Origin of the sequence: Rhodococcus sp. C-2, from assembly GCF_027854095.1 — a bacterium.
GTDB classification, from domain to species: domain Bacteria; phylum Actinomycetota; class Actinomycetes; order Mycobacteriales; family Mycobacteriaceae; genus Rhodococcus_F; species Rhodococcus_F qingshengii.
In genome coordinates this window covers 408,876-435,554 of the sequence record NZ_JAQGFI010000001.1, presented here as the reverse complement: position 1 = coordinate 435,554, position 26,679 = coordinate 408,876, and the positions used below count along the sequence as shown (strand labels likewise).

General features: G+C 62.5%; 29 protein-coding genes and 6 tRNA genes. 23 read left to right on the top strand and 12 right to left on the bottom strand.

What is annotated here, in order from left to right:
- Positions 1–44: 44 nt before the first annotated feature.
- A complete protein-coding gene (locus PCS43_RS01890) occupies positions 45–1,241 on the bottom strand; it encodes an MFS transporter (protein ID WP_007732911.1) in 1,197 nt (398 codons plus the stop codon).
- Between the two features lie 116 nt (positions 1,242–1,357).
- Between PCS43_RS01890 and PCS43_RS01885 the strand changes: the two genes are divergently transcribed.
- Both PCS43_RS01885 and PCS43_RS01880 read left to right on the top strand, forming a co-directional pair.
- Positions 1,358–2,743, top strand: coding sequence for a GH1 family beta-glucosidase (locus PCS43_RS01885; RefSeq protein WP_030536869.1), 1,386 nt, complete (start codon positions 1,358–1,360; stop codon positions 2,741–2,743).
- A 174-nt stretch (positions 2,744–2,917) separates the two neighbouring features.
- On the top strand, positions 2,918–3,394 hold the full coding sequence (locus tag PCS43_RS01880) for an alpha-isopropylmalate synthase regulatory domain-containing protein (protein ID WP_003942597.1): 477 nt from the start codon (positions 2,918–2,920) through the stop codon (positions 3,392–3,394).
- 146 nt (positions 3,395–3,540) lie between these two features.
- On the opposite strand, the gene PCS43_RS01875 is transcribed toward PCS43_RS01880, so the two are convergent.
- The 5 genes from PCS43_RS01875 to PCS43_RS01855 form a co-directional block, all read right to left on the bottom strand.
- Positions 3,541–3,615: transfer RNA gene (locus PCS43_RS01875), tRNA-Val, on the bottom strand.
- Positions 3,616–3,631: 16 nt separating this feature from the next.
- Positions 3,632–3,707 (bottom strand) — tRNA-Gly (locus tag PCS43_RS01870).
- A 92-nt stretch (positions 3,708–3,799) separates the two neighbouring features.
- Positions 3,800–3,874: transfer RNA gene (locus tag PCS43_RS01865), tRNA-Val, on the bottom strand.
- 1 nt (position 3,875) lies between these two features.
- Positions 3,876–3,946: transfer RNA gene (locus PCS43_RS01860), tRNA-Cys, on the bottom strand.
- Positions 3,947–3,971: 25 nt separating this feature from the next.
- A tRNA-Gly gene (locus tag PCS43_RS01855) sits at positions 3,972–4,044 on the bottom strand.
- A 293-nt stretch (positions 4,045–4,337) separates the two neighbouring features.
- Here PCS43_RS01855 and PCS43_RS01850 point away from each other — a divergent pair.
- The 9 genes from PCS43_RS01850 to pdxS all read left to right on the top strand — a co-directional run bounded on the left by PCS43_RS01850 (position 4,338) and on the right by pdxS (position 12,672).
- Positions 4,338–4,409, top strand: a tRNA-Val gene (locus tag PCS43_RS01850).
- 187 nt (positions 4,410–4,596) lie between these two features.
- A complete protein-coding gene (locus tag PCS43_RS01845) occupies positions 4,597–5,049 on the top strand; it encodes a TIGR02611 family protein (protein WP_030536868.1) in 453 nt (150 codons plus the stop codon).
- A gap of 133 nt (positions 5,050–5,182) precedes the next feature.
- Positions 5,183–7,240 carry a threonine--tRNA ligase gene (thrS, locus tag PCS43_RS01840; RefSeq protein ID WP_007732914.1) on the top strand — a complete coding sequence of 686 codons (2,058 nt, stop codon included), beginning with the start codon at positions 5,183–5,185 and terminating at the stop codon, positions 7,238–7,240.
- Entirely contained in the window at positions 7,237–7,791 is a 555-nt protein-coding gene (locus PCS43_RS01835; protein ID WP_003943307.1) for an HIT family protein, read from the top strand. The genes thrS and PCS43_RS01835 overlap by 4 nt, the downstream gene beginning before the upstream one ends.
- A gap of 81 nt (positions 7,792–7,872) precedes the next feature.
- The gene (pgsA, locus tag PCS43_RS01830) at positions 7,873–8,550 is read left to right on the top strand and encodes a phosphatidylinositol phosphate synthase (protein ID WP_007732918.1); all 678 of its coding nucleotides are present in this window, start codon (positions 7,873–7,875) and stop codon (positions 8,548–8,550) included.
- Entirely contained in the window at positions 8,547–9,449 is a 903-nt protein-coding gene (locus tag PCS43_RS01825) for a phosphatidylinositol mannoside acyltransferase (RefSeq protein ID WP_030536867.1), read from the top strand. The genes pgsA and PCS43_RS01825 overlap by 4 nt, the downstream gene beginning before the upstream one ends.
- Positions 9,446–10,573 (top strand): glycosyltransferase family 4 protein, encoded by a 1,128-nt coding sequence (locus PCS43_RS01820; RefSeq protein WP_003943332.1) that lies wholly within the window; start codon positions 9,446–9,448, stop codon positions 10,571–10,573. Before PCS43_RS01825 ends, PCS43_RS01820 begins: the two co-directional genes overlap by 4 nt.
- Positions 10,570–11,592: an NUDIX hydrolase gene (locus tag PCS43_RS01815; protein WP_050656608.1), complete on the top strand. Its 1,023-nt coding sequence runs from the start codon at positions 10,570–10,572 to the stop codon at positions 11,590–11,592. The genes PCS43_RS01820 and PCS43_RS01815 overlap by 4 nt, the downstream gene beginning before the upstream one ends.
- A gap of 171 nt (positions 11,593–11,763) precedes the next feature.
- Complete coding sequence (gene pdxS / locus PCS43_RS01810) at positions 11,764–12,672, top strand: pyridoxal 5'-phosphate synthase lyase subunit PdxS (RefSeq protein ID WP_003943338.1); 909 nt, start codon at positions 11,764–11,766, stop codon at positions 12,670–12,672.
- Positions 12,673–12,773: 101 nt separating this feature from the next.
- Here the strand turns inward: pdxS and PCS43_RS01805 are convergent, their stop codons facing one another.
- Positions 12,774–13,250, bottom strand: a complete 477-nt coding sequence (locus PCS43_RS01805; protein ID WP_050656607.1) for a RidA family protein — start codon at positions 13,248–13,250, stop codon at positions 12,774–12,776.
- Positions 13,251–13,412: 162 nt separating this feature from the next.
- On the opposite strand from PCS43_RS01805, the gene PCS43_RS01800 reads away from it, so the two are divergent.
- The 3 genes from PCS43_RS01800 (at position 13,413) to PCS43_RS01790 (ending at position 16,412) form a co-directional block, all read left to right on the top strand.
- On the top strand, positions 13,413–13,835 hold the full coding sequence (locus PCS43_RS01800; protein ID WP_042452073.1) for an NUDIX domain-containing protein: 423 nt from the start codon (positions 13,413–13,415) through the stop codon (positions 13,833–13,835).
- A gap of 129 nt (positions 13,836–13,964) precedes the next feature.
- On the top strand, positions 13,965–15,476 hold the full coding sequence (locus tag PCS43_RS01795) for an HNH endonuclease signature motif containing protein (RefSeq protein WP_064444551.1): 1,512 nt from the start codon (positions 13,965–13,967) through the stop codon (positions 15,474–15,476).
- A 114-nt stretch (positions 15,477–15,590) separates the two neighbouring features.
- On the top strand, positions 15,591–16,412 hold the full coding sequence (locus tag PCS43_RS01790; protein ID WP_003943337.1) for an acyl-CoA thioesterase: 822 nt from the start codon (positions 15,591–15,593) through the stop codon (positions 16,410–16,412).
- A 35-nt stretch (positions 16,413–16,447) separates the two neighbouring features.
- Here PCS43_RS01790 and PCS43_RS01785 read toward each other — a convergent pair whose 3' ends face one another.
- Positions 16,448–17,071, bottom strand: a complete 624-nt coding sequence (locus PCS43_RS01785; protein ID WP_042920002.1) for a hypothetical protein — start codon at positions 17,069–17,071, stop codon at positions 16,448–16,450.
- A 79-nt stretch (positions 17,072–17,150) separates the two neighbouring features.
- Here PCS43_RS01785 and tesB point away from each other — a divergent pair, with 79 nt between their 5' ends.
- Both tesB and pdxT read left to right on the top strand, forming a co-directional pair.
- On the top strand, positions 17,151–18,020 hold the full coding sequence (tesB, locus tag PCS43_RS01780; protein ID WP_209908520.1) for an acyl-CoA thioesterase II: 870 nt from the start codon (positions 17,151–17,153) through the stop codon (positions 18,018–18,020).
- On the top strand, positions 18,020–18,625 hold the full coding sequence (gene pdxT, locus PCS43_RS01775) for a pyridoxal 5'-phosphate synthase glutaminase subunit PdxT (protein WP_007732937.1): 606 nt from the start codon (positions 18,020–18,022) through the stop codon (positions 18,623–18,625). The genes tesB and pdxT overlap by 1 nt, the downstream gene beginning before the upstream one ends.
- A 25-nt stretch (positions 18,626–18,650) precedes the next feature.
- Here pdxT and PCS43_RS01770 read toward each other — a convergent pair whose 3' ends face one another.
- Both PCS43_RS01770 and PCS43_RS01765 read right to left on the bottom strand, forming a co-directional pair.
- Positions 18,651–19,328 carry a response regulator gene (locus PCS43_RS01770; RefSeq protein WP_054826058.1) on the bottom strand — a complete coding sequence of 226 codons (678 nt, stop codon included), beginning with the start codon at positions 19,326–19,328 and terminating at the stop codon, positions 18,651–18,653.
- The gene (locus PCS43_RS01765; RefSeq protein WP_270922989.1) at positions 19,283–20,497 is read right to left on the bottom strand and encodes a sensor histidine kinase; all 1,215 of its coding nucleotides are present in this window, start codon (positions 20,495–20,497) and stop codon (positions 19,283–19,285) included. Before PCS43_RS01765 ends, PCS43_RS01770 begins: the two co-directional genes overlap by 46 nt.
- Before the next feature lie 111 nt (positions 20,498–20,608).
- Here PCS43_RS01765 and PCS43_RS01760 point away from each other — a divergent pair, with 111 nt between their 5' ends.
- Positions 20,609–20,809: a hypothetical protein gene (locus PCS43_RS01760; protein ID WP_209908526.1), complete on the top strand. Its 201-nt coding sequence runs from the start codon at positions 20,609–20,611 to the stop codon at positions 20,807–20,809.
- Position 20,810: 1 nt separating this feature from the next.
- Positions 20,811–21,512 (top strand): GAP family protein, encoded by a 702-nt coding sequence (locus PCS43_RS01755; protein WP_065455697.1) that lies wholly within the window; start codon positions 20,811–20,813, stop codon positions 21,510–21,512.
- A gap of 30 nt (positions 21,513–21,542) precedes the next feature.
- Here PCS43_RS01755 and PCS43_RS01750 read toward each other — a convergent pair whose 3' ends face one another.
- Positions 21,543–22,463 carry a hypothetical protein gene (locus tag PCS43_RS01750; protein WP_058227940.1) on the bottom strand — a complete coding sequence of 307 codons (921 nt, stop codon included), beginning with the start codon at positions 22,461–22,463 and terminating at the stop codon, positions 21,543–21,545.
- A complete protein-coding gene (locus PCS43_RS01745) occupies positions 22,460–22,816 on the bottom strand; it encodes a GntR family transcriptional regulator (protein ID WP_003943322.1) in 357 nt (118 codons plus the stop codon). Before PCS43_RS01745 ends, PCS43_RS01750 begins: the two co-directional genes overlap by 4 nt.
- Positions 22,817–22,961: 145 nt before the next feature.
- Between PCS43_RS01745 and PCS43_RS01740 the strand changes: the two genes are divergently transcribed.
- The 5 genes from PCS43_RS01740 to yajC all read left to right on the top strand — a co-directional run bounded on the left by PCS43_RS01740 (position 22,962) and on the right by yajC (position 26,584).
- The gene (locus PCS43_RS01740) at positions 22,962–23,714 is read left to right on the top strand and encodes a YebC/PmpR family DNA-binding transcriptional regulator (protein WP_007732951.1); all 753 of its coding nucleotides are present in this window, start codon (positions 22,962–22,964) and stop codon (positions 23,712–23,714) included.
- Between the two features lie 124 nt (positions 23,715–23,838).
- Entirely contained in the window at positions 23,839–24,408 is a 570-nt protein-coding gene (ruvC, locus tag PCS43_RS01735) for a crossover junction endodeoxyribonuclease RuvC (protein ID WP_003943325.1), read from the top strand.
- Positions 24,405–25,004, top strand: coding sequence for a Holliday junction branch migration protein RuvA (gene ruvA / locus PCS43_RS01730; protein WP_007732953.1), 600 nt, complete (start codon positions 24,405–24,407; stop codon positions 25,002–25,004). Before ruvC ends, ruvA begins: the two co-directional genes overlap by 4 nt.
- Positions 25,001–26,098, top strand: a complete 1,098-nt coding sequence (ruvB, locus tag PCS43_RS01725) for a Holliday junction branch migration DNA helicase RuvB (RefSeq protein WP_209908529.1) — start codon at positions 25,001–25,003, stop codon at positions 26,096–26,098. The genes ruvA and ruvB overlap by 4 nt, the downstream gene beginning before the upstream one ends.
- Before the next feature lie 138 nt (positions 26,099–26,236).
- Entirely contained in the window at positions 26,237–26,584 is a 348-nt protein-coding gene (yajC, locus tag PCS43_RS01720; RefSeq protein ID WP_209908532.1) for a preprotein translocase subunit YajC, read from the top strand.
- The last annotated feature ends 95 nt before the right edge of the window (positions 26,585–26,679 follow it).

Below are 26,679 nucleotides of genomic sequence, written 5' to 3'. Positions count from 1 at the left end.
ACAATTCGGTCGATCAAGTACACCACTTTCCTCGGGCGCAATGCTCAAGCGGCGTTCTCGGCCACCGGAGTTGTGGCTCGTTTCGGTGCGAACGCGGGAGCAAGAACTATCAAGATCGCGCAGAACGCCAGCGGAATCAGGAACCCGATTCGAAGGTCACTGAAGGCAGCGACCGCGCCGACGATGCCGCCGCCGACGACTGTGCCGACGTAGTTGAAGAGGTTGATGCGTGCGATCACCGCATCGACCTGATCCGGGGGAGCCATCCTGCCGGCAGCGCTGAAGCAGATCGGAGCGATCACCGGTACCCCGAGCCCGACGATGAGGAACCCGGCGATGGCAACGGCGGGAGATTGCGCGAGGACGACAACTGTCATACCGACTACACCGATGAGAGAGCCGATCCGCACGACGGTGGTCTCACCGAATTTCCCGACCCAGTAGTCCCCGGTCAGTCGTGCGACAAGTGCCGCGATCTGATACGCCGCCACGGAAAGGGCAGCGGTCCCGGCGTCGGCGAGCAGTTCGTCCTTGACGTACAGAGTCGACCAGTTTCCGACGCTGAAGTCGACCGCGTAGAACAATGCCATCGCGACGCCGAGGAGGACGAAGGCGCGGGTGGGTACCGCGAATTTCGCGGTGCTCGTGATGTTTGCCTCGGCAACCGGAGACTCGGACCGATCGAGCAGTTGCGGGCCGAAGGCCAGAAGCATCAGTCCGACAACAACTCCCGCGATCACCTGCGTGACGCGGATCGAAATGTCGAGGCCTGCGGTAGCAGAGATGAACAGGGCGCCGACAATCGCTCCGACGCTCCAGGAAGCATGGAACGAGGAGAGGATGAAGCGGCCCTTGGCGTGTTGGATCGAGACTGCCTGCATGTTGGCGGCCGCGTCGACCATGCCGAGTCCGATGCCGTAGATCGCCAGGAAGACGAAGAACATCGCTGCGTTGGGCGCAATTCCGGTTGCCCCGCCGAAGACTGCGATGACGGCGAGCCCAGTTCGCAGGGTCATCTTGCTCGACGTTCTCACGGCCAGCATCTCGGCGAGCACGCTGCCGAGCCCGGCGATGACGGACACGGTGACAACCGCAACCACAACCAGTGTCTCGCTCAGCTCGAACAAGTCCTTGTACTGCGGCAGCTGCGTCAGAATGGCGGCGAGCAGAAATCCTTGAAGTCCGAAGGCCACCGAAGTGGCGATCCGAGCCCTCGTCAGGGTGCGGGTGTTATCCGTCATCAAGCAGGGCCTTTGTCTCGTTCGTTCGGTTAGGCCGAACGGTACTGGATCTTGATACTGGTCGAGTGTCCAACAAAGCTGCGTGTTTTGCACGGTTCTTTGATTAACTGACCGACATGACTCGGCAGCCGACACCAGAATTTCCGTCTTCCTTCGTCTGGGGAACCGCCACTGCGGCCTATCAAATCGAAGGAGCTGTGGCCGAAGACGGTCGCGGACCGTCGATTTGGGACGAGTTCTGTGACCGTCCCGGTGTTGTCGTCGGGGGCGACACCGGGACGGTCGCTGCCGATCATTATCACCGCTGGGAGTCGGACATCGAGCTGATGAATCAGCTCGGGCTCGACGCTTATCGGCTGTCTCTGTCGTGGTCGCGCATTCTGCCCACCGGATCGGGGGCAGTGAATGCGAAGGGGCTCGACTTCTACGACCGCCTGATCGACCGACTGTGTTCGGCGGGAATTACTGCCGCCGTCACGCTCTTTCACTGGGATCTGCCCCTTGCCTTGCAGGAGCAGGGCGGCTGGATGAACCGCGACACCTCGTATCGGCTGGGGGAGTATGCGCAGGTCGTCGGCGAGCGGCTGTCGGATCGGGTCGGAATGTGGATGCCGCTCAACGAACCAGTTGTGCACACGCTTTACGGGCATGCCCTCGGAGTTCACGCCCCCGGACTGGCCTTGGGGTTCGAGGCTTTCCAAGCCGCACATCACCAGCTGCTCGGGCATGGCCTCGCTGTCGAAGCGCTTCGGGCAACCGGATGCACGAACATCGGAATCGCCTCGAACCATGCTCCGGTGCGTGCCGCTTCGGATTCGCCGGAAGACGTGATGGCTGCCGACATCTACGACCACGTCGTCAATTGGATGTTCGCCGACCCGGTTCTGGTCGGGAAGTACCCGGCCGACGAATTCGCTCAGCTGCTCAGCGGTCCTGTCGACGAGGACTTGAAAATCATCGGGGCGCCGCTCGACTGGTACGGGATCAACTACTACGAGCCGACGATGATTGCTGCTCCGGTGGAAGGCCAGGGGACCGAAGGTGTGCTCGAAGTCGACCTGCCCCCGGGCCTGCCCTTTGCCCCTGTCGCGATTACCGGTTATCCCACAACCGATTTCGGTTGGCCGATCGTTCCCGAGGGGCTGGGCGAGATCTTGCGGACGTTCCACGCCCGCTTCGGTGACGCACTGCCGCCGATCTACATCACCGAAAGCGGATGTTCATTCCACGACGCCCCGGATGCCGCAGGCGTCGTCGACGACGAAGCACGAATCGACTACCACGATGCGCACCTTCGCGCCCTCCGATCGGCAATGGACGACGGTGTCGACGTCCGCGGTTATTTTGTGTGGTCACTTCTCGACAACTTCGAATGGGCTGCGGGATACAAGGAGCGTTTCGGCCTGGTGCACGTCGATTTCGACACCCAGAAGCGCACACCGAAGACCTCGTTCGAGTGGTATCGCGCCCTGATCGCCGAGCACAAAGCGGCTCAGGTCTGACCTGTGCGGCGGCGGTCTGGGTTGCATTCTCGAACCGGGCCGCCTAGCCTCGTCTCTCATGAAGCGAATTCTCGTAGTAAGCCGCCGTAGCGGGGTCTGAATCGGACCGACCCCTCGCTGCGGGTCGTCTTGCTACCAGTTGGTCCTCCACTTCATTCCAGGAAGACCACGATCATGACTTACAACTTCGCTTTCGCTTCTGATTCTTCTTCTGCTGCTGATCCCTTTGCGGCGCGTCACGGCAAATCTCTGCCCGCCGGCTTGCGTGCCGAATGCTCAGCGATGTCGTGGACCGAGTTCGAGTCCACGTATGCGGCTATGAGCGGCCCGATCCGTCTGGGTGCGTGGTCCTCCGAGAAGATTGCGCCGGGTCGTTGGACCTTCGAAGCGACTCTCGGTCTGGGGGAGCGTATCCAGAAAGCGTCCGCCACCTCGACCGGCGCGATCTCAGCCATGACGTCGATGCTGCACGACGCGGGAATCTCGCTCGAGATCCTGTCTTTCCATCAGCACCAGATCGGCCACCGCACTGCGACGTTCATCTTCACCGAGTGCGACGGCCGTCGGAGCTGGGCGATGGGTATTGCGGAGTCGTCGACGGAGTCCTCGCTGCGCGCGATGACTTCGGCAGCGAACCGCTTCTCTCACTGAGCAGTTACAACAATCTGATCAGCTACATCAACCGCAGTACTGACGTGGATGCCCGAGGGGGCTTGCGTCAGTACTGCGGCCCGTGTGTTCGGCGCTCGAACGCAAAAAGCCGGAACCCTGAGGTTCCGGCTTCTTGCATTCTCAAATGGTGCGCGATACTGGGATTGAACCAGTGACCTCTTCCGTGTCAGGGAAGCGCTCTCCCGCTGAGCTAATCGCGCGGGTTCTGGAGAAAAATGGAGCGGACGACGGGATTCGAACCCGCGACCCCAACCTTGGCAAGGTTGTGCGCTACCAGCTGCGCCACGTCCGCATGAGCAATGAACTCCGTTACCGGAACTCAGTACTTTTCTAACTTATCAGACCTGCAAGCAGGTCTTGACCATCAGGCCCTAGGGCCTGACGTGGTGCGCGATACTGGGATTGAACCAGTGACCTCTTCCGTGTCAGGGAAGCGCTCTCCCGCTGAGCTAATCGCGCGAGGTGGAGACGGGAATCGAACCCGTGTGCACGGCTTTGCAGGCCGTTGCCTCACCACTCGGCCACTCCACCGTAAAAGGTTGAGTCACACCTCTCGAGCGGACGACGGGATTCGAACCCGCGACCCCAACCTTGGCAAGGTTGTGCGCTACCAGCTGCGCCACGTCCGCATCGCACCGTGTTGCTTGGGGAGCTGCTCGCTCTCCTCGGTGCGTTGGAAACATTAGCCGACCGTGTCGGATACACACAAATCACCAGCTCAGTGGCGTGTTCGGAGTCGAATCGGCCCGTTGCGCGCGTTGCAACTGTCCGTCTTGGCGATGAATACGGTCTGAAATCAGCTCGAATTCGTAGATTTCGGGGTCGCCTGGAGCAAAACGAATGCCAACCTGGTGATTCGTATTCATCGCGCAGCCGTGTTAATGTTCCAACTCGTTCGAGCGCATGCGTTCGGATGACTTACGGTCCCGTGGCTCAGTGGGAGAGCGTCCGCTTCACACGCGGAAGGTCGCTGGTTCGATCCCAGCCGGGACCACAGAAAAACACTGAAGGCGTTCCCGATCATCGGGGACGCCTTCAGTCGTTTGAGAGCACAGCTGGTCGAGGGCACAGCTGTTCGAGGGCACGGTTATTTCGGCATGCAGACCGTCGTCGCAGGTCGCCGGGCGACGATTTCGGTAGCCTGGTCGAAGAGACATTTCGCGACCGAAAAGGTGACTGCTTTGAGTACCGAAAAGGTCGATTCTTCCGTCGACGATTCAGACCTGTCCGTCTTCCAGGACGCAGAGTCCCGCTGGGAGCGGTGGCGCGCGGGAATCGCCGCGCGGCCCACCCTCAATCTTGCGTACCGCATCGGCGTCGGAGTCGTGGGCACGATCGTGTTCGCCGCCGGCATCGTGGCTATTCCGTACCCCGGGCCCGGTTGGCTCATCGTTTTCGCCGGCCTCGGCATCCTGGCGTCGGAGTTCGCGTGGGCACATCGACTCCTTCATTTCGCGAAGGCTCGATACGACCGGTTCATGGAATGGTTCGGCAAGCAGTCGCTGTTCGTCAAAGGTTTGGGCGTTCTGTTCACCACAGTGATCGTCCTGGCGACTTTGTGGGTGCTCGGCACTTTCGGCCTGATCGGGACATGGGTGGGCCTGGACTACTCGTGGCTCGAGTCGCCGCTGTGAGTTGAACGCGGCCCGGTTTCCTTCACTCGGTTGTCTCACCATGTCGGTAGGGCCGATAACATGATCGTGCGCGTGCTCGTAGTGGGTACGACGCCTGTCTAACTTGTCGCAATACCTTTAGGAGCACATCGCCGTGACCAGTCCCGCGCCAGAGCACTCAGCCGCCCCACTTCGGGTGCCCGCGGGGACGACCGCCGGGACTGCAGTGCGCGAAGCCGGATACCCCACGAAGGGGCCCGACGTGATCGTCGTTGTCCGCGATGGCGAGGGAACGCTCAAGGATCTGTCGTGGACACCTGAGGTCGATGTCGACGTCGAGCCGGTGGCAGCATCCACCGAAGACGGCCGCAGCGTCATCCGGCACTCCGCGGCCCACGTCCTCGCGCAGGCGGTTCAGAAAGAATTCCCCGACGCGAAGCTCGGCATCGGTCCGCCGATCAAGGACGGCTTCTACTACGACTTCGCGGTGGACCGCCCGTTCACTCCGGAGGATCTGGCCAAGCTCGAAAAGCGTATGAAGCAGATCATCAAGGGATCACAGCGCTTTTCGCGTCGAGTGGTCGATTCGATCGAAGACGCTCGGGTCGAGTTGGCCGACGAGCCGTTCAAGCTCGAATTGATCGACGACAAGTCCGGTATCGACGATCCCGAGATCATGGAGGTGGGCGGCAACGAGCTGACCATCTACGACAATCTCGATCCTCGTACCGGCGACAAGATCTGGTCCGATCTGTGCCGCGGCCCGCACATTCCGACCACCAAGCACATCCCGGCCTTCAAGTTGACCCGAAGCTCCGCCGCCTACTGGCGTGGCAACCAGGACAACGCCGATCTTCAGCGTGTCTACGGCACCGCGTGGGAGTCCACCGAGGCTCAGGACGAATACCTCGAACTGCTCGCCGAGGCCGAGCGTCGTGATCACCGCAAGCTCGGTACCGAACTGGACCTCTTCAGCTTCCCCGACGAGCTCGGTTCGGGTCTGCCGGTGTTCCATCCCAAGGGCGGCATCATCCGCACCGAGATGGAGAACTACTCGCGCAGCCGTCACATCGAGGCGGGCTACGAGTTCGTCAACACTCCGCACATCACCAAGGGGCATCTGTACGAGGTTTCCGGTCACCTCGACTGGTACCGCGACGGCATGTTCCCGGCGATGCACGTCGACGAGGAACTGAACGAGGACGGCACCGTGCGCAAGCCGGGCCAGGACTACTACCTCAAGCCGATGAACTGCCCGATGCACAACCTGATCTTCCGTGCTCGCGGACGCTCGTACCGTGAATTGCCGTTGCGGCTCTTCGAATTCGGCTCGGTCTACCGCTACGAGAAGTCCGGCGTCATCCACGGCCTGACCCGCGTGCGCGGCATGACCCAGGACGACGCTCACATCTACTGCACCCGTGAGCAGATGCGCGACGAGCTGACCACCACGCTGCAGTTCGTGCTGAACCTGCTCAAGGATTACGGCCTCGACGACTTCTACCTCGAGCTGTCCACCAAGAACCCGGACAAATTCGTCGGTAGCGACGACGTCTGGGAAGAGGCAACTGCAACGCTCGCCGAGGTCGGCGAAGCTTCCGGCCTGACTCTGGTGCCGGATCCGGGCGGAGCCGCGTTCTACGGTCCCAAGATCTCCGTTCAGGTCAAGGACGCACTCGGCCGCACCTGGCAGATGTCGACCATCCAGCTCGACTTCAACCTGCCCGAGCGGTTCGAGCTCGAATACACCGGCAACGACGGCGTCAAGACTCGTCCGGTCATGATCCACCGCGCGCTGTTCGGCTCGATCGAGCGGTTCTTCGGTGTCCTGACCGAGCACTACGCGGGCGCGTTCCCGGCGTGGCTGGCGCCGGTGCAGGTCGTCGGAATCCCGGTGGCCGAGGCGTTCGCCGATCACCTGTTCGACGTCACGAAGAAGCTCAAGGCAGCCGGTGTTCGCGCCGAGGTCGACTTCAGTGACGACCGTATGCAGAAGAAGATCCGTAACCACACCACGCAAAAGGTCCCGTTCATGCTCCTCGCGGGCGAGCGTGACGTGGAGGCCGGCGCGGTCAGCTTCCGTTTCCGTGACGGCACGCAGATCAACGGCATTCCCGTCGACGACGCCGTCCGGATCATCACCGAGTGGATCGGCCGCCGCGAGAACGCCTCGCCGACAGCCGAACTGGTGCAGCCAAGCGTGGCGCAGTGAGCGCCCCCGGTGACGACGGTCCGGGTTCGCTGATCGACCACGGCGTCGGTGACCCTGACCATTTGCAGCGCATTTGGTCGCCGCATCGGATGTCGTACATCACCGAGGCGCCCAACACCCCGGGCACGACAGGTGAACCGTTCATCGACATTCCGAAGATGTCGGACGAAGAAGGACTGATCGTTGCCCGCGGTGAGCATGTCTATGCGGTTCTGAACCTGTATCCGTACAACCCGGGGCACCTGATGGTGGTTCCGTACCGCAAGGTCGCGGCACTCGAAGACCTGACGCCGGAGGAGAGCGCCGAGTTGATGGCGTTCACCCAGCAGGCGTTGCGGGTGATCAAGAGCGTGTCGAATCCTCACGGATTCAACGTCGGCCTGAATCTCGGTGCCGCTGCGGGCGGTTCGCTGTCCGAGCACCTTCACCAACACGTAGTGCCACGTTGGGGCGGCGACGCCAACTTCATCACCGTGCTCGGTGGGGTCAAGGTGATGCCGCAATTGCTGCGGGAGACCAGGGGACTACTCGCCGGTGCCTGGCAACAATAGGTTGACGCATCCGGCTTCATGGCAGGATGCATTGCTGCAACGAGTTCCGAACCGGAACTCACGACGGGGAGGGTTCCTGCGGTGTTGAGCTTCTTCGGGCGCGCATCGGTGTCCAAGGTGACGGCACCTATGGGGAAGGCGCTGGTCAAGACCGGTCTGACGCCGGACTCGGTGACGGTGATCGGCACGGTGGCAAGCGTCGCCGGTGCGGTGACGCTGTTTCCGTCCGGACATCTGTTCTGGGGAACCATGTTCATCTGGTTCTTCGTCATGTTCGACATGCTCGACGGCGCAATGGCTCGTGCTCGCGGCGGCGGAACGCGGTACGGGGCGGTACTGGACGCGACCTGCGACCGCGTCGCCGACGGCGCGATTTTTGCCGGCCTGGCCTGGTGGGCGGTCTACCACGAGAACAGCAAGTGGCTGCTCGTCGCGACGCTCATCTGCCTCGTCACCTCGCAGGTCATCTCGTACGCGAAGGCGCGCGCGGAGGCGAGCGGGCTGACTGCGGACGGCGGGTGGATCGAGCGCCCGGACCGACTGATCATCGTGTTGGTCGGATCTGGCCTGACAGGTATGGGTCTACCGTGGGCGATTCACATCGCGATGTGGGTACTTGCCGCCGGAAGTATCGTGACGGTCTTCCAACGAGTGCTCGCGGTGCGCAATTCGCCTGGCGCTCGGGAACTTCTGCCGATCGCCCCGGCCGCATCGACGGTCGAAGGTGCGCCGGACACGGACGGCGAGGCAGAGAAATGAGCTTTGCCGAGCGTGCAACAGATCTGGGATACGCCGCGGGTTGGCGTCTGGTGCGAAGCCTGCCGGAATCGGTGGCGGTCAAGCTGTTCGACGCCGGAGCGGATTTCGCGGTACGCAAGGGCGGACCCGAACAACTCAGGAAGAACCTCGCGAGAGTTCTGGGCACGACGCCGGAGCAAGTTCCGGATCAGTTGATCAAGGATTCGATGCGCTCGTACGCCCGGTATTGGCGTGAGGCGTTTCGTCTTCCGTCGATGGACCTGGTCGCGACAGGTAAGGCGCTGCATGCGCTGGTCGAGGGCCAAGAACATCTGGAAAAGGCAATGGCGGCAGGTCATGGCGCGGTATTGGCGTTGCCTCACAGCGGTAATTGGGACATGGCCGGCGTGTGGTGCGTTCAGCAGTGGGGCGGGTTGACCTCCGTTGCCGAGCGGCTCAAGCCCGAATCCCTGTACGAACGGTTCGTCGACTATCGCGAGAGTCTCGGCTTCGAGATCTTCCCGCTCAGCGGCGGGGAGCATCCACCGTTCGTCGAACTCTCCAAGCATCTGCGTGAGAACAAGATCGTGTGCCTGTTGGGGGAGCGCGATCTGGCGAAGAAGGGTGTGCCCGTTACCTTCTTCGGCGAACCTACTCGGATGCCCGCGGGCCCGGCGAAGCTCGCGATCGACACCGGCGCGCCGCTGCTACCGGTCCACTGCTGGTTCACACCCGACGGATGGGGTTTCAAGATCGACCCACCGATCGACGTATCCGGCGGAGTCGGCCCGGCCACGCAAGCACTTGCCGACCGTTTCGCGGTCAACATCGCAGCGCACCCCGCTGACTGGCACATGCTTCAACCGCTGTGGCGCTCGGACCTTTCCGAATCGCGGCTCGCCCGCATGGAGGGTGAATGAAAATCGGCATGATCTGCCCGTACTCCTTCGACGTCCCCGGCGGCGTCCAGGCGCACGTGGTGGATCTGGCCGAGGTGCTGATCGAACGTGGTCACAAAGTGAGTGTGCTTGCGCCGTCGTCCGATGACGACGAGTTGCCGGATTTTGTGGTTTCCGCAGGTAAAGCCGTCGCGATTCCCTACAACGGTTCTGTTGCGCGGTTGTCTTTCGGCCCGACGGCGAACAACCGCCTCCGCAAGTTCATCGCGGAAGGTGACTTCGACGTTCTACATATCCACGAACCCAATGCGCCGAGTCTGTCCATGCTCGCGTTGCGCATCGCGGAAGGCCCGATCGTCGCCACCTTCCACACGTCGACCACGAAGTCGTTGGTGCTGAGCACGTTTCAGGGTGTCTTGGCTCCGTATCTCGAGAAGATCAGCGGCCGGATCGCAGTCTCGGAGTTGGCGCGTCGTTGGCAGGTCGAGTCTCTCGGATCCGACGCGGTCGAGATCCCCAACGGCGTCGATGTCGCAGCGTTTGCCGAGGCCGATCTGTTGCCCGGCTACCCGCGCGAGGGCGGAACCATTCTGTTCCTCGGTCGCTACGACGAACCGCGCAAGGGGATGGCCGTCCTCCTCGGTGCGCTGCCGGAGTTGGTCGAGCGTCACCCGGATCTCGAAGTGATCGTGGTCGGACGCGGCGACGAGGAGAAACTCCGCAAAGAGGCGGGTAAGTACTTCAAGCATCTCCGCCTGCTCGGGCAGGTCAGTGACGAGGAGAAAGCGTCGGCGCTTCGCAGTGCGGACGTCTACTGCGCGCCCAATCTCGGCGGTGAGAGCTTCGGGATCGTGCTGGTCGAGGCCATGGCGGCTGGCACTGCCGTCGTGGCCAGTGAGTTGGACGCTTTTCGCCGTGTTCTTCGCGACGGTCAGGCCGGCTTGCTGGTCCCCATCGGGAACTCCGATGCCTTGGCCGAGGCAATCGATTCCGTTCTCGGTGACCCGGATCGACGACGCGCGCTGGTCAACACCGCGACAAGTGTTGTTGCCGAATACGACTGGCCGGTGGTAGCCGAGCAGATCCTGCGTGTCTACGAGACCGTCACGGTCGGCGGTACCGGCGTACGCGTGGTGGGTTCATGACCTTCTCCGCTCTGACGATCTTCATTCTCGGGCTCGTCGCTGCCGTCGTCCTGGTCGTCGGACTGTGGGCGTACGGGACGGCGAACCGACTCGATCGACTGCATGTGCGTTCGGATCAGTCGTGGTTGGCGCTCGATGCGGCTCTGTCCCGTCGTGCCGCGGTTGTCCGCGCGGCGGCTGTGGACATGAGCGCCGACGACGCCCGCAGATTCGTCACCTTGGCGGACGCCGCCGAACGTGCGGATCGTCAGGATCGCGAGCTTGCCGAGAACCGGCTGTCCAATGCTCTCGCTGCCTACGGCACGACGTCGCTGCGACCTCAACTGGTGGCCGAGTTGGCCGATGCCGAGGCGAGGGTCCTGATCGCTCGGCGGTTCCACAACGACGCGGTGCGCGACACTCTCGCGTTGCGTACGCGTCGACTTGTTCGCTGGCTGCACCTCGGGGGAACGGCACCGCTACCTCAGTACTTCGAGATATCGGAGCGCACGACCGCGGCGGCGGTGCCCGAGGGCATCACCGTGGATACGTCACGGACCTCTGCCCGCGTGGTGATGCTGGACGAGGAAGATCGGGTGCTGCTGTTGCGCGGGCACGATCCCAAGATCCCGAACACTTACTTCTGGTTCACCGTCGGCGGCGGGCTCGAACGCGGCGAACATCTGCGAGCGGCTGCCGTTCGTGAGATCGAGGAGGAGACCGGATTCGTCGTGGATCCGGAGAATCTGCGAGGTCCGCTCTGGCGTCGGGTGGCGATCTTCCCGTTCGACGGTGAGCTGATCCGTTCGGAAGAGCTGTTCTTCGCTACGCGCACTCACGGCTTCGAGCCGGTCTTCCAAGGCCACACGGAATTGGAGCAGCGTGCCATCACCGGCCATCGCTGGTGCAGCGCCGACGAGATCCGCCAATTGGCCAAGTCCGGTGAGCCGGTCTACCCGTTGGATCTGGCAAACCTCCTGGTGGAAGCGGCGACGATCGCGGACGGTACCGAGGATCCGGAAGTGCGTTCCATCCGCTGATCGTTCGGTCGTTCAGTGCTCGCGGGCAGTTTAAGGCCAGCAATGGCAAATTGGATACGGAATCGAAGGCCGGTTAGTCCTAGAGTTCTGGCCAGAGGCCTCCGAGCGAATGAACTCGTGTGTTCGCCGTGCCTCGTTTCTTTCGTCACGCCACTACTGCAGGAGTTTGCTGTGAGCACCCCCGACTCTGCCCCCACCACCGCCATCGGCACCGCCCGCGTCAAGCGCGGCATGGCTGAAATGCTCAAGGGCGGTGTGATCATGGACGTGGTCACCGCTGAGCAGGCCAAGATCGCCGAAGACGCAGGCGCCGTCGCCGTCATGGCACTCGAGCGGGTCCCCGCAGACATTCGCGCACAGGGCGGCGTCTCGCGCATGAGCGACCCGGACATGATCGACAGCATCATCTCCACCGTCAGCATCCCCGTCATGGCCAAGGCACGCATCGGTCACTTCGTCGAAGCGCAGATCCTGCAGAGCCTCGGCGTCGACTACATCGACGAGTCCGAGGTCCTGACCCCGGCCGACTACGCCAACCACATCGACAAGTGGAAGTTCACCGCTCCCTTCGTCTGTGGCGCCACCAACCTCGGCGAAGCGCTCCGTCGCATCAACGAAGGCGCGGCCATGATCCGCTCGAAGGGTGAAGCAGGCACCGGAGACGTCTCCAACGCCACCACCCATATGCGCACCATCCGCGGCGAGATCCGCCGGTTGACCTCGCTGAGCGAGGACGAACTGTACGTAGCCGCCAAGGAACTGCAGGCCCCGTACGAACTGGTCGTCGAGGTCGCCAAGGCCGGCAAGCTGCCGGTCACCATGTTCACCGCCGGCGGCATCGCCACCCCGGCAGACGCTGCCATGATGATGCAGCTCGGCGCCGAGGGCGTGTTCGTCGGATCGGGCATCTTCAAGTCCGGCAACCCGAAGCAGCGCGCCGAGGCCATCGTCAAGGCCACCACGTTCTACGACGACCCGGACGTGCTCGCCAAGGTCTCGCGCGGGCTCGGCGAGGCAATGGTCGGTATCAACGTCGACGACCTGCCCGTCGGACACCGCCTCGCAGAGCGCGGTTGGTGACAGCAGGTTCGACGACCGGGCTCAGTGCCTGAAAGTCCTCACAGACGAAGGGGCGGCGGTTGCGTTGGCAACCGCCGCCCCTTCGGGGTGTGGCAGACCGATCAGATGCTGTCCGATACCTCGAACACGAACTCGACCTCGACGGCACTGTTTCGGGGTAGTTCGGCGACGCCGATCGCTGAGCGGGCGTGTTGTCCAGCCGAACCGAAGATCTCGGCCAGCAGGTCGGACGCACCGTTGATCACCTGGGGTTGCTGCGAAAATCCGGATCCGGACGCAACAAATCCAACGACCTTGACGACCCGAACGATGCGATCGAGCCCGACCAAGGCATCGACTGCCGCGAGTCCGTTGAGAGTGCACAACCGCGCCGCCTGGGCGGCGTCTTCGACGGAGACGCCCTCGCCCAACTTGCCGATGCACGTCGTAGTGCCGTCGACGAGCGGCAATTGCCCCGATGTATAGACGTATGACCCCGTCTGAACGGCGGGAAGGTATGAGCCTGCGGGGGTGGCAACAGGCGGGAGCGTCAGGTCGAGTGCGGCGAGTCGTGCGGTCCAGGTACTTGCGTCGTTCATCGGTTCCTCAATGGGTTCTTTTGTCCGGGAATGGTGTTCGAGTCTGTCATCGGGAGTCTCGGCAAGTCCAAGTCGTATTTGCGCCCACCCCATCACTTTTGGTGATATTCGCCGTCGTCGGATTCAAAATGGTGTTCGAGTTGGCCACCTAAACTGTGTCGTATGTCGTCAATTCGTAACATCTCACTGGGGATACCTGTCCGTTCCGGTCACATACTCATACTCGACGGCACGGACTCTGTCACGGGGGAGAACTTTCATCGATTGATCGGTGGCGGTATCGAGTTCGGTGAGACGGCCGAGGCAGCGCTGCGGCGCGAGTTCGCGGAGGAACTCGGCGTCACGTTGGGAAGCGTCGAGTTGCTCGAGGTCGTAGAGAACATCTTCGAGTTCGAGGGGCGACCTGGGCATGAGATTGTCCATGTCTTTGCAGTCGACTCGGCTGACATCGATGCGTTTCCGCTCGACGTGCAACTCCGAGTCCTAGACGAAGGTAGTCCAGTCCACTGGGTATTGAGTGGTGGGTCCGACCGCCCCATCTACCCGGCCGAAGCTGCCCGCATTATCAAGGCCCTGGTTCAGTAGGGGAATCCGTTGCCGGAACACGAGTGGCCGCAAAGGTTGCTCCTCAACAATTTTCGGTCAATCAGGATTGTTCGGACTGGATTCCTGGAAATCATGGATATCGAACGTATATTCGAATAATGTTGAGGAATGTTCGATGACGGAGTAGGAAGTTCGGGTACCGCAGCGCAGCTGTCCGGTGCTGAATCCGACTGCGCCCTCATCGATCTCATCGCCGATCTGCATGCGCGCGAATCGATGCTCGTGGAACGGAAACTGGCTGCCATTGCCGAGTTTTTCGAGCGTCGCAGCGCTGACCACACTGATAACGGTGCTTGGTCGTCTACCGCTCACGAACTGGCTGAGGCCGAGCTCGGCGCGGCATTGACCATGGGCCGTGCCGCAGCGGGAAAGTTGATCGGTCTCGGCTTTTCTCTCAAGACTCGCCTCCATCGCACGCGTGCCGCCATGGCGCGCGGAGAACTGGATCTGTATCGAGTCGGATTGATCGACTCCGCTACGGCCAACGTAGCCGACGATTTGATCGACGAGGTGGAACGGCAACTCCTCGAGAAGATCTCGGCGCCACCGATGCCTGGCGGTACCGGCTTGACGGGTCGCCGATTGACAGCGGCTATCGACCGGATCGTCGCCGTGGTGGATCCCGAGGGGATACGCGAACGTCGACGCCGCGCCCTGGCTGATCGGTTCGTGGGTGTGAGCGCTGCCGAGGACGGAATGGCGCGGATATTGGGGAGTATTCCGGCGGAGGAAGCACGGGCTTTCGACCGTCGGTTGCGGGAGTTGGCAATGTCGGTGTGTCGACACGATTCCCGTAAGTACGAGCAACGACGAGCTGACGCATTGGGAGCGTTGGTATCCGGGTCGACGATTCTGCCGTGCGATTGCGGCCGGGACGAGTGCCCACAAGATCGAAGCGGGATTGTGGTGGTGCGTCGGCCGTTGGTTCACGTGGTCATGCTGGAATCAACGCTTCAGGGCGGTGACGCACCAGGTGCAGACGAACCCGCTCACCTCGACGGTTATGGAGTGATCAGTGCAGAGCATGCGCGTGACATCGCCGCGGGTGCGCTGATTCGGAAGGTGAAGGTACCAGCCGATGCCGCGCTCGAGTCTTCCGGTGAGGGCGAGCCAGTACCTCCGCCCGTTGTTCCTTCGGCGTCGGTCTACCGCCCCGGCGCTGTCCTCGACACCTGGGTGCGGGTGATCGCAGGAAGCTGCCAGTGGTTGCACTGCGATGTCGCTGCATGGAATTCAGATCTTGATCACACTGAGCCCTTTGATCATCGCGATCCCACTTGTGGTGGAAAGACCGTGGCGTCGAATCTGAGTGCGTATTGTCGAAACCATCACCGCCTCAAGCATTCCGGTCAGTGGTTGCATATCTCGAACCCGGACCGGAGTGTCATGCTGACCTCGCCGACCGGACATTGCTACCGAACGAGGCCGTCAGGTCTGCTGGCGGGAATGCTCGAGCCTGTACTGCCCGAGGGTGGTCGGCGTCGGCGCACACGTCTGGAAAACAAAGCCGCTCGTGTGCGGGGTGAACGCCGGCGGCAGCGGTTACGAATGCACCTCCGAATGAAGAAGAAGGCCCGGAGGAGGACCTTCGACGGCGGAGACGATCCACCGCCATTCTGAGTCGATGCGCCCCGTCGCTCAGTGTTTTCGGATGCCCACTTTGGTGGCCGGGGGTGCGTCAGGCATTGTGTGAAGGTCGGTAGACGTCGGTACACGGGAAGATGTGGAGCATCGATGGCGAGGATCGAAGAAATTCTGGAGTTGGAACGCCTCGAGCGGGACATCTTTCGAGGAATCATCGCGGAGACCACCCTGACCCGCACTTTCGGCGGCCAGGTCGCCGGACAGGCATTGGTGTCGGCGGTACGCACGGTCGATCCGGCCTACTCGGTTCATTCGTTGCACGGATATTTCCTGCGTCCGGGAAATCCGATGGAGCCGACGGTTTTTCTGGTTGATCGTGTTCGGGACGGTCGATCGTTCGCGACCCGCTTGGTCACCGGAATTCAAGACGGGCAAGCCATTTTCACGATGTCGGCGTCCTTCCACGTCCAAGACGAAGGCATCGAGCACCAGGATGAGATGCCACCCGTTCCTGACCCCGAGACCTTGGCCATCGCCCAGGATTCGGAGGATCCCGAGACTGCGTGGCTGGCGCGTGAGTGGTCCGATTGGGACCTTCGAATGGTGCCGAAGGCCGACATCGACAAACGTCCGGGCGCTGCCGCGCAGCAGCAAGTGTGGTTCCGTTCCCGCGAGGCACTCCCGGACGACCCGGTATTTCACGTGTGCACGCTTGCCTACATGAGCGACATGACGCTGCTCGGATCTTCCCGCGGCCCCCACATGGACGTCGCCATGCAAAGCGCTTCGCTCGATCACGCCATGTGGTTCCTGCGGCCGTTCCGCGCCGACGAGTGGCTGTTGTACGACCAGACGTCGCCGTCAGCGGGCTTCGGTCGCGCACTGACGCAAGGACGAATCTTCGACAGCCGAGGAAATATGGTTGCTGCAGTCGTCCAGGAGGGTCTGACCAGGCTGTATCGCCCGAAGTGAGGTCGGCCGACGTGAGATCAATCGCAGTGAGACCTTCACTGGCGAGACCGCACCGCAGGCCGGGCCGGATGGTCGTATCTGACCTCGAAATCGACCTCCTCGGACACTTCTGATCGGTGTTCGAGGAGTGCCTCGACGGTCCACAGATCTGCCTCCGGTGTGTGCCGCCGCATGGCAGGTTCGCTCATGTCCAGGCGGACGCTGACGTCGAACTCCAGCCCGCGCCCGAGCAACATCGGACCGGCGATCACGATGACCGCGCGCTCATGGACGGGGATACGGGTCGAACGAGCCGATCGATCGGTGGGTTCGTCCCAGAGTTTCGGCAAGAACGCCCGTTTGGTGCGGGCTGCGGTGATCACTTCACGATCGAGTGCCCGATAGTCGAACCAGATAGTGCGGTAACTCAGCGTATCCTCGTGGCCGAACTCGTATCGCAGCGAAGCCGGCCGTACGTAGTCGTGCAGTGACACAACAGCACTCGGCCTGTTGCGCGACTCGACGGCGGTGCCGACCAGTTCCGCGAGCCGAGACGGCTGTGCACAATCAGGTCCGTCGATCGCTACTACCGCCACCGACGGAAACGATCCGCTCAGCGTTGCAATCTGCTCGGCCAAGGCGAGGGGACTGGACGGGATGAATGTACTCACGCCCACCATGGTGCCGTGCCCGCTCGCCGAGGCGATATTGTGAACCGTCATCGCGCCCAGTGCGGCGGTCTATGTTTTCGGAGGACTCATGGTTGGTATCGAGGAGATCCTCGCGCTCGAACACCTGGAGAAGGACATCTTCCGTGGTGCGGTCCATCCCACCGCACTTCAACGGACGTTCGGCGGGCAGGTTGCCGGGCAGTCGTTGGTTTCTGCCGTGAGCACCGTTGACGAGAGCTACCACGTGCACTCGTTGCACGGATATTTCCTGCGCCCGGGCAATCCGAAGATTCCGACGGTCTACCTGGTGGACCGCATCCGCGACGGGCGCTCGTTCTGCACCCGCCGGGTGAATGCAGTTCAGGACGGCAAGACGATCTTCACGATGTCGGCCTCGTTCCACGTCGACGACGAAGGTATCGAGCACCAGGACCGGATGCCCTCCGTTCCGGCGCCGGAGGATTTGCCGGATGCGCAGACCGTTCCGAAGTTGGCTGAATCGCAGTTCTATCAGGAGTGGAAGAACTGGGACATCAGAATTGTGCCCGCTGAGCAGAGCGCGTCAGCGCCGGATCTCGCCGCGCAACAACGCGTGTGGATGCGCTACCGCGAGGCTCTGCCGGATCGTCCGCTGCTGCACATCTGCACCCTCGCGTACCTCAGTGACATGACCCTGCTCGGAACTTCCAAAGTCCCGCACCGCGGCGTGAAGACGCAGACTGCTTCGCTCGATCACGCGATGTGGTTCCTGCGTCCGTTCCGGGCCGACGAGTGGTTGCTCTACGACCAGACGTCGCCGTCGGCAGGTTTCGGTCGCGCGCTCACTCAGGGGCGTATCTACGATCGCGATGGCAACATGGTGGCAGCGGTGGTTCAGGAGGGTTTGACGCGTCTCGAACGCGAACCCGACAGCCATGAGAGCAAGAACAGCCGTGAGAACACGACAGGAACTGTGTGATGACGCGTCCGTTGATCGGTGTACTCGCCCTCCAAGGTGATGTTCGCGAACACCTTGCCGCACTCGATGATTCGGGAGCGGATGCGGTGGGTATCCGGCGCCCGGAGGAACTCGACAAGGTCGACGGCATCGTGATCCCCGGTGGCGAATCCACCACAATGAGCCGGCTTCTGCAGGTATTCGAGCTGCTGGAACCGCTTCGTGAGCGACTCCGCGGCGGGCTGCCGGCTTACGGATCGTGTGCGGGCATGATTCTGCTCGCCAGCGAGGTACTAGACACCCGGCCGGACGCCGAGCATCTCGGCGCCATCGACATGACGGTGCGCCGCAACGCTTTCGGTCGGCAGGTCGATTCTTTCGAGTCCGACCTGGAGTTCGAGGGCATCATCGGTGATCCCATTCGCGCTGTCTTCATCCGCGCGCCGTGGGTGGAGCGAGTTGGGCCGGGCGTTGAGGTCCTTGCGCAGGTTCCCGCCGCCGCGGGGGAGGCCGCGGGCCGGATCGTCGCGGTTCGGCAGGGCTCGGTGATCGCCACTTCTTTCCATCCCGAGGTTACCGGGGACCGTCGAGTGCACGAGATGTTCGTCGATCTGGTTCGCGGATAACTGGAGTAGTCAGCCTCGGCCGAACCTACAGCTCCAGTTCGCGGGCAAGGATCGCCGCCTGGACGCGTGAGGTGAGGTGCAACTTCGACAGAACTCGCGACACGTGCGACTTCACCGTCGGAGCACCGACTCCGAGTTCACGCGACAGTTCGGCGTTGGACATACCCGTCCCCAACAGCGCGAGGACCTCGCGTTCACGGTCGGTGAGCTCGCTCAATCCCAGCGGTTCGGTGGGTTTGGGTGCGCGCTGCACGAACTCGCCGATCAGGACACGCGCCGCGCGCGGAGCGAGCACTGCATCTCCGGCCGCGACGTTGCGGATAGCGCTGGTCAGCTCGTCCGCGGTCGCAGTCTTGAGCAGGAATCCCGAAGCACCGGCGCGCAGGGCCGCGAAGACGTATTCGTCGAGGTCGAAGGTGGTCAACACCAGAACCCGGCTGCGGGTCGTCCCGATGATCTGACGCGTCGCCTCGATGCCGTCGGTGCCTGGCATCCGGACGTCCATGAGTACGACGTCGGGTTGATGCGTGCGGGTGACGGTGATCGCCGACGCTCCGTCACCGGCTTCTGCAACGACATCGATGTCGTCGTGCTGCCGCAGGATCATCGCGAGTCCCGACCGGATCGCGGCGTGGTCGTCGACCAGGGCGACGGTGATCACCGATCCGTTCCGTTCGGCGCGGGGACCGGTATCTGTGCGCATACCGTCCATTCTCCGTCGACCGGAAGTGCGTCGAGTGAACCGCCCAGCAGTTCGGCGCGGTGACGCATGTTTGCAAGTCCGTGCGTTCCCGCCCGAAAACTGGATGTGTCGCGACCGACGGGGTTTCGGATCTCGATCTGTAATGCATTGTGCTGGAGAGAGATCGACATCGAGATCGGTGCACCAGGCGCATGCTTGAGCGCATTGGTCAACGCCTCCTGGGTGATCCGGTACGCCGTGTGATCGACCACGCTCGGCAGGTCGGCAGTATCGATGTCGATCGCAACGTGCACGGCGGCGCCGGCTGCCCGAACTGCGTCCAGGACGACGGGCAACTCGGTCAGCCGCGGGGGAGAGGAACGCGGATCCGGGGTCTCGTCGTCCCCGGCGTGGAGCAGTTCGATCATCGACCGCATCTCGGAAAGGCCCGCGAGACTGCTCGATCTGATCGCTCCGATCATCTCCCTCAATCCGTCGTCTGGTTGGCCCCGTTCACCGGAGAGAGCTGAGGTGGACAGTGCCGCCTCCGAATGGATTGCGATGGCGGAGAGGTGGCTTGCGATGACGTCGTGCAGATCGCGCGCCATGGTTGCTCGTTCGTGAGCGACTGCGGCCTCGCGGTCCAGAGTGGCGAGTGCTTCGTGGACTCTGGAACGCTCGCGTTCGGCCTCGGTCAGTTCGACTTGTCGACGGATGACCAGTGCCCACCACACCGGTGTACCGAAGAACAGAGCGGTCACCACGCCTGCCCCAGCCGCAGCGCGGACGTCCTGGGTGGACAGGTAGACGAGTGCGGTGAGCGCGGCAACCGTCACCGCGGTCAGAGAACACACCACTCGGCCCAGCCGCGCCGTCCCGTACAGAACTGCGGCGTAGGTGAGATCCGAGAGGACCAGCCACATCGGCAGAGTGGGTCCCAGGGCAGCGTCGACCGCGACGATGACGGCCCCCGCCGCCAAAGCTGTTGCCGGACGCACCCGCCGGAACGAGTCGATCGCACACAGCAATGCCAGCATCCCGATCCGAACCCCGGCGGGAACGTCGGCGACACCTCCGACATCGGTCCACATTTGGTACAGGCCGACCAGGTAGAGGAGTACCCCGATCGCGAACAGGCCGAAGGCGGTGAGCGGATCGTTCCACTTGCCGACACTCCGACTTCTGGTCACCACAGACTTATCAGAGCACATCGGGGCGCCTGACTTGTCATACCAAATGATGAGGTCGGCGTTGTTCCGATGGCTGATGTGCGGATTCGATAGAGAAGACAGGCTCGACGTATGAAAATTCGCTTCGAGTTGATGATCGGCATTCTCTTGGTCGTCGGTGGCGGCTGGCTGTGGCTGTTCGGGCGTGACGCCGAGTTCTTCTGGTTTCGCGGCGGACCACTCGGCGTGATCCTCGCGATCATCGGTGCCTTCGACATCGTGAATGCAGTCCGAACGAGGGAGACAGCGATACCCGAGCGCCGAAACGACTGACGTGGAACTCGTCCTGCTCACCACGCTGGGCGGGCTCGCCCTGCTGGACAGTACGAGCATCGGAACCTTGGTCGTCCCGGTCTGGATGTTGTTGATGCCGGGACGACCGCAGGTTCGCAGGCTGCTGACATATCTGGTGGTCATCACGACGTTCTATTTTGTTGTCGGGGTGGTCGTCTGGACGCCGGCACGGGCAGGCATGCCTGTCGTCGCCCCGCTACTCGACACCCCCGCCGCCCGCGTTGCGCAGTTGATTCTCGGTATCGCGTTGTTCGCGTGGAGCTTTCGATTCGATTCCGAGAAGAGACGCACATCCGGTCAGGCCGATCGAACCCATGTTTGGCGAGAGCGGGTGCTCGGCTCGGCCAGTTCCGCGAGAAGTGTTGTACTTCTGGCGATTGCTGCCGGAACCGCCGAATTGGTGACGATGTTGCCCTACTTGGCGGCGATCGCGATGATCACCGCTGCTGGGCTGCCCGCAGTCACGTCTGCGTCGATACTTGCCGGATACTGCCTGATCATGGCCATGCCCGCAGTGCTTCTGTTGTGCGGGCGGGTCGTGGCCGGCAACCGCCTCGACAAGCCGCTGCGCCGAGTGGACTCGCTGATTTCTCGCTACGGCGACAGCGCAATGGGTTGGATATTCGGCATTGCCGGTTTCTACCTCGCCGGCAATGCCGCTGCCGTGTTGTTCGTGAGTTGACGTTGTTCGTGAATTGACGTTGTTCGTGAATCAACCAGCCTGAACCAACGAATTGATCAGCTTCACACCGTCTTCCGGGTGATCGACGGTCACGGCGAACAGTCGTCCGTTCTCGAGAGTGACCACGATGGCCTCACCCGAGCGGAGAGTGACGGCTGTTCCGCGCGGTGTCATTCGGTAACCCCATCCGCCCCATTCGGCCGGACGTATCGCGTCGACTGATGCGGACTTCACCTTCGAGATGGGGATCTTCTTCCATTGAACGCCCCAGGAACTGATGCCGACACCGTGACGGTCGACGCGCACGGTGACCGACGCGAATGCTGTGACGGCGAGGGTGGACACACCCAGGATCACGGCAACCCACCAATCCGAGTACGCGGCAGTCGCGATCACGAGAACTACGAGGCCGGCGGTAACGATCCACGGCCAGACGCTGCGGACCTGCCCGACCCACACTGCACGTTCGGAGGCCGTCAGCGGAGTGTCGAGCGTCGGGGTCGGCAGTGGCGACTCCGGGCCGCTTCGTTGCTGGTCAGGCAGCGCGTATGCCAGAACTCCTACGAGTACCGCCGCGATCGGCGCAAGAATCCACCAGCCGATACGCGCGGCTTCCGGCGACCCGGCGTCGATCGTCAGGGCGACGCTCAGAATCCAGATCGTCGCCAGTGTCGCACTCGAGATCGAGGTTACGGCGAGAAACAAGGGCGCGTTGTCGCTCGAACGGGCCGCGACGACACAGGCGCAAACGACAGCCACCAGAGAAATCACCAGCGCGATGGCGAAAAACGTCGTCGTGGTGCTGAAGCCGTCCGGGGTCGATCCGGACCAATGGCTCGCGACGGTCTCGGGTAGGCGGTCACCCCACGCGAAGCGTGCGAGAACCAGGATCAGGGTCGGGATCAGAGTCAGCGAAGCTGCTGTCCAGAGTCGGATCTTGCTGGTCGTCATTGTGTGCTGGTCTCCTTGATGAGGTCGAGCATGTGCGCAGTGTCGAGTCCGAGATTTCGGGCCTGCCGTACGAACTCGCGCGCAGATTCGTTGAGAGCTGTCCTTCCCGAGTCGAACTCGGCGCGAATGACGGCGCCACGTCCGCGTCGGAGGTCGATCAGGCCTTCGTCGCGGAGTGTTGCGTACGCACGAAGAACCGTGTGGAGATTGACGTCGATCGACTCGGCGAGAGCGCGAGCGGACGGCAGGCGGTCACCTGGTCCGATCTCACCGCGGATGACCGAGCCACGAACCCCGGCTGCAATCTGCTCCGCTAGTGGAGTTGTGGAGGCGTGATCTATTCGGACCAACATGTTTGCATTCTATGCAAACAATGCGCGGTTTGACTAATTCGTGTCGGGGGATGCAGCGAGTTGTGACGTGGGACGGGTAACATCGGCAGAGCTGAAAGACGCGCATTCGGCGTGCGCAACGCAGCAGGAAAGGGGCTTGAATCGCATGAGCGGCCACTCAAAATGGGCCACCACCAAGCACAAGAAGGCTGTGATCGACGCACGTCGTGGCAAATCCTTCGCGAAGCTGATCAAGAACATCGAGGTGGCGGCACGAACCGGCGGTGGCGATCCCACGGGCAACCCCACCTTGTACGACGCCATCCAGAAGGCGAAGAAGACGTCTGTTCCCAATGACAACATCGAGCGTGCGCGCAAGCGCGGCGCCGGTGAAGAAGCGGGCGGCGCAGACTGGCAGACCATCATGTACGAGGGCTACGGACCCAACGGCGTCGCCGTTCTGATCGAGTGCCTCACCGACAACCGCAACCGCGCAGCCGGTGAAGTTCGCACCGCGATGACCCGTAACGGTGGCAACCTCGCTGACCCGGGTTCCGTCTCCTACCTGTTTGCTCGCAAGGGTGTCGTCACACTCGAGAAGAACGGCCAGTCGGAGGACGACGTCCTGATGGCTGTGCTCGACGCCGGTGCCGAGGAAGTCACCGATCTCGGTGAAACCTTCGAAATCGTCAGTGAGCCACAGGATCTGGTTGCCGTACGGTCGGCACTTCAGGAAGCCGGCATCGACTACGACTCCGCTGAAGCCGATTTCCGCGCTTCCGTCGAGGTTCCCTTGGATGTCGACGGCGCACGCAAGATCTTCAAGCTCGTCGACGCGCTCGAAGATTCTGACGACGTGCAGAACGTCTACACCAACATCGATCTTTCCGACGAGGTTCTCGCGGCTCTCGAAGACTGATTGCTTTTCAACTCAACCCGGTCCTGACGTCCGCGTCCGGGCCGGGTTGCGTGTTGATGCGGGGTAGTAGTCCCGCGCACCGCTAAGCTATCGAACAGCTGTTCGGTATGGAGAGGTGTGACAAGTGCGCGTGCTCGGAGTGGACCCAGGCTTGACTCGCTGCGGGTTGGGAGTGGTCGACGGGAGCAACGGCAGGAAAGTGCGCCCCATTGCGGTCGACGTGGTGCGGACTCCGGCCGAGATGGACCTTGGTTCTCGGCTTCTGCGGATCTCCGATGCGGCTGAACTGTGGATCGAGCAGTACAAGCCGGAGGTGGTCGCGATCGAGCGCGTGTTCGCGCAGCACAACGTCAGTACCGCGATGGGGACGGCGCAAGCAGGCGGAGTTGTCGCGCTCGCTGCCGCCAGACGCGGCATTCCGGTGTGTTTCCACACGCCCAGCGAGGTGAAGGCCGCCGTCACCGGCAGCGGTAACGCCGACAAGGCGCAGGTCACTGCGATGGTGACGCGAATTCTGAATTTGAAGACGGCGCCGAAACCTGCTGACGCTGCCGACGCTCTGGCGCTGGCGATCTGTCACTGCTGGCGAGCACCGATGATCGAGCGGATGGCCCGCGCCGAGGCGATGGCCGCTGAACAAATGCGTAAGTATCAGGCAAAATTGGCCGAGACGAAGAAGGCAGGTTCACGATGATCGCGTCGGTACGCGGCGAGGTACTCGATATTGCGCTCGATCACGCGGTCATCGAAGCGTCAGGTGTCGGCTATCGGGTCAATGCCACCCCGGTGACTCTCGGTGCGCTGCACCGGGGAAGCGAAGCGCGACTGTTCACGACGATGATCGTTCGCGAAGACTCGATGACGCTGTACGGTTTTTCCGATACCGAGTCGAAGGACCTGTTCAGCCTCCTGCAGACGGTTTCCGGAGTCGGACCGCGCCTGGCGATGGCAACTCTCGCAGTTCTCGAACCGGACGCGCTGCGGCGGGCGCTCTCGGAAGGCAACCTGACGGCGTTGACGAGGGTGCCCGGTATCGGAAAACGCGGCGCCGAGCGCATGGTTGTCGAACTGCGCGACAAGGTCGACGCCGTCGCGACGACGGCCGGCGCGGCGTCCGGCGTCGTCGTCGGCAGCTCGATCCGTGATCAGATCGTCGAGGCTCTCGAAGGTCTGGGCTTCCCGATCAAGCAGGCTGAGCAGGCCACGGATTCAGTTCTGGCGGAATCGCCCGAGGCCACCACGTCGGTCGCACTGCGTTCTGCTCTGTCGCTGCTCGGTAAGACTCGATGAACTTCGACCCGCTCGACGATTTCGACGACGAGTCGCAGGTCTCTGCCGAATTGGTGGCGGGAGACGGTGATGTCGAAGCGAGTCTGCGCCCCAAGAGTCTCGACGACTTCATCGGTCAGCCTCGTGTTCGCGAACAACTGCAGCTCGTGCTCACCGGAGCAAAACTTCGTGGCAGCACGCCTGATCACATCCTGATGTCCGGTCCCCCCGGGCTCGGCAAGACGTCGATGGCGATGATCATCGCGGGGGAGTTGGGCTCTTCTCTGCGGTTGACGTCCGGACCGGCGCTCGAACGCGCCGGAGACCTGGCTGCGATGCTGAGCAACCTCGTCGAGGGCGACGTGTTGTTCATCGACGAGATTCACCGAATCGCTCGTCCGGCCGAGGAGATGTTGTACCTGGCCATGGAAGACTTCCGTGTCGACGTCGTCGTCGGTAAGGGGCCGGGCGCCACGTCGATTCCTCTGGAGGTTGCACCGTTCACGCTGGTCGGTGCGACTACGCGGTCGGGTGCGCTGACCGGTCCGTTGCGCGACCGCTTCGGGTTCACCGCTCACATGGATTTCTACGAACCCGAAGAGCTGCAACAGATTCTGATGCGTTCGGCCGGAATTCTGGGCGTCGATCTCGAAGTCGATGCCGGTGCCGAAATCGCACGACGCTCGCGGGGGACACCGCGTATCGCGAACCGATTGCTGCGCCGGGTTCGCGACTTTGCCGAGGTGCGCGCCGACGGAATCGTCACCATGGACGTCGCTCAGGCGGCCTTGGCCGTCTACGACGTGGACCAGTTGGGCTTGGACCGTCTCGACCGTTCGGTACTGAGTGCTTTGGTGCGTTCGTTCGGCGGCGGGCCCGTCGGCGTGTCGACGCTTGCGGTGGCCGTCGGCGAGGAACCGTCGACGGTGGAAGAAGTGTGCGAGCCGTTCCTGGTCCGGGCCGGAATGATCGCCCGGACGCCGCGAGGACGTGTGGCTACCGCCGCTGCTTGGACTCAACTCGGAATGACACCGCCGCCGGATGCCGCAGCGGGCGGTATCGAGGTTCGTGTCAACGAACCGCAGGCCACGTTGTTCGATCCGAACGGCGAGTGAATTTCGACTGGAAAGGCCTACTTGAACGGCCGATCTGTCAGGAATCCTCAGCAACTAATGGCACACTGGTGTATTGCGTAGGTCCATCCGGGACCATCGCGGCGTAAAACGTGCAACACAACCGAGGTTGATCAACACATGTCGAGTTTGCTTTTCCCCCTCTTGATCCTCGCACTGCTGGTGCCCATGTTCCTGGGCATGCGCAAGCAGAAGAAGGCCTTGGCCGCGACTTCCGAGATGCAGGACTCGCTGCAGGTCGGCGATCAGGTGCAGACCACGGCCGGGCTCTACGCCACGATCGCTTCCCTGGACGACGACACCGTGGACCTCGAGATCGCGGACGGTGTCATCACCACCTGGTCGCGTCTGGTCATCCGTGAGCGCGTCGTCGAGACGACCGAGACCGACGAGTACGACGACGACTCGATTTCCGAGATCGAAGAGTCTGCTGCCGACACCGAAATCCGGCTCACCAAGGAGTCCTGACTTCGTCGAACTGGTACGTGTTCTAGAGTTGTGAACTCGGACACACGTCCAGATCGGTTTGTCCGCTCTTACACCAGCAGCTCAGTTCACCCCGT